This is a genomic window from Spiroplasma sp. ald (assembly GCF_044714355.1).
Classification (GTDB): domain Bacteria; phylum Bacillota_I; class Bacilli_A; order Mycoplasmatales; family Mycoplasmataceae; genus Spiroplasma; species Spiroplasma phoeniceum.
In genome coordinates, this window is sequence record NZ_RXFY01000126.1 from 1 (window position 1) to 2,653 (window position 2,653).

At 24.8% G+C, this 2,653-nt stretch carries 2 protein-coding genes; both read right to left on the bottom strand.

Translation table 4 applies throughout. From position 1 onward, the window contains the following. Positions 1 to 345 (bottom strand): hypothetical protein (locus EHU54_RS05395; RefSeq protein ID WP_400249356.1); only part of this gene is annotated, 345 nt, incomplete at its 3' end. Then, positions 335 to 1,273, bottom strand: a complete 939-nt coding sequence (locus EHU54_RS05400) for a hypothetical protein (protein ID WP_400249357.1) — start codon at positions 1,271 to 1,273, stop codon at positions 335 to 337. The genes EHU54_RS05395 and EHU54_RS05400, both read right to left, overlap by 11 nt. Between the last annotated feature and the right edge of the window lie 1,380 nt (positions 1,274 to 2,653).

Consider the following 2,653-nt stretch of genomic DNA (forward strand, 5'->3'; position numbering starts at 1 on the left):
TTGTGAAAATGAAGCACTACCTGTTAAGTCATTAACTCCTTTTGGTAAATATCAATTCATAACTGCTAATAAACAAGCAGATTGAATATAACTTAATCATTTATCATATTCAATTAAACCAGTATTATCTTTTTTAATTCAAGGAAATAAATCTTTTTTATTAATTTTATCAGATATTGTTCCACCTGATAATCTATCCATTCATAAACTAGTTTTTAAAATAGCATTATAAATTAAATTATCATTATAAGCAGATTGTTTACGATCATTAATAGGTTGTCAAAGTTTACTTTCTTTAACATCTTCAACTGTTATAAATAACAAATTACTTAAATTATTTTCCATATAAAACACCCCTTAATTGATTACGATATTTATTTTTTAAATTATTTGGTTTATAACTATTAACCTTTCTTTTGGTTTTATTAATTGCTTTAATAGATTTATTAACCTGATAAAATTTATTTTTAACTGGTGTTTTATATAAATTCTTAATATTTTTAACATCACTTCGGCGTTCACGATATCATTTTTTATTATTAATTTCACCAGCAAAATTAAAATTAAAATGTCCAATCTTTAAATTATTAATAAACTTTTTAATTTGATTTAATTTTTGAATAGTTGGTAATGTTAATTTAATATTTCCTTTGGGATATTTTTCTTTTAATGCTTGTGGTAATCGTTTTTTAATATAATTTCTTAAATGACTAGGTAACCATTTTCTTAATCAATAACGCCAAAATAAAGTCCCTGCATTAGAAACAGCATTACTTAATAATTTTCATATTTCAACTGGAACACTAGGATAAACATATGGACCATAAAACTTAGGATGTTTTGCTGTTTTTGTATATATTAAAATAGTTAAATTACCTGTTAAAGTTAACTTATTTGTTATATTAAACATACCACTATCAAGTCAACTACTATTTAAAGGTTGTCAATTAGTATTTAGATAATTTTCATTTTTAAATTGTTCTCTATTTTTAATATTATTATCTTTTTCTAATTGACTTAATATTTGTTGTATTTCTTTTTTATGACCTTTTTTAATTAAATCTAAATAAGTAAATGGATTTAATCACTGATAAATATCTTCAACTTTACTTGTAATTTTATTATATTTATCAGTAATATAATTAATTGGTTTTAATACTTTATTTTGAACTTGATTAACTCTATTAATTAAATTTACAAATTTACTTATTAAAGGTTTATTTTCTAAATTAGATACTAATAAAGTTAAAACTCGTAAAATTAGTAAGTTCATTGTTTATTAAGAATTTTTAATTACAACATCAATTGGATTTGTTTGACCAGTAGCNTTGTTTTTACCCTCAATTTGAACTTCAACAGTTTTATCATTTGTAATATCNATTGGTCAATCTTCACCCTTAGCTTCAATAAAGTAATCATAATCATTCTCAGTTAAAGAACTATCTACGGCTTTAATTGCTTTTAAAACGACAGCTTTAAATTGTGGTTTTAATTGTTCGGCTGTTGTTTGAGTTGGATCGTCAACATGAATAGTTGGTTTATCTAATTTATTAATTTTACTAATATCAATTTTACTTGGTGTTGGTGATAAAATTTCATAATCAATAGGAACACGATAAGTTTTATTTAAGTTATCATATGCTTGTTTAATTTCTGCTTGTGTAGGTGCTTTTTCTAAAATAATTTTACATGTTTTTGGATATAAAATAGTTGGTGTTGCATATTGTACTTTACCAATTCATTTAGGGTTAGCAGTATCATTATCTAAAACTTGTTGAATAGTATCCATATTAATTGGATATGCTCATACTTGTTTATTAATAATTAAACCATTTACATTAGTAAAATTATAACCTTTATCACGGTTAACTTGTCCTTTTGTATATGTTTTTTCTAAATGAAAACTTTTAGATACAGGAATACCCATTGCAGTATTTTCATATAATTCACCATTAACCATTGCTTTTAATTGGGCTTGTGAACCAATTACTTTTAAATACGCAGGTGTTAATCCTAAATAGGCTCTACGACCTAAAACCATAAACATTTTATCTGTTGGCAATCCAAAATATAAATTACTAATTTGATTAGTTAATTCAATCAAAGTTTCATTTAATGTAAAGAATGCCTTATTTGCATCATCAGCATTTTCTGCTGTATAACTACGAAATGGAATTACTTCATATTGACCATCTGCTAAACAATAATCATAAATAGCCTGAATTAATTCACATTCTAAATTAACAAATTTATTTTGTACAACACTAGAAATAGCATCAGCAATAACACCATTTTTAATATTTTGTTCTATTAATGCTAAGTCAAAAGCCTCATTCATTAATTTTAAATTAAATCTCTTATCAATCGGAACTGGAATTCTTGTTAATCCCATTGTTTGAGTTGTTCCACCATTTGGTAATGAATAATCATCTTGTCATACCACACGATGAGTTAAATTATATAGTGCTTGTCCTGCATTAGGTAATCAAGCAACTTGTTCNGCAGTTGCTGTTGCATACTGCATAATACTTGCATATTCATTATATAAAGGTCCACGCAATAAAGCATTAACCATATCAACATAGGCTTTTTGACCTGTTGTATTACCTTGCAATGTAAAAGGTACTTGTGGCAAATTAATTGTTGCCATAAT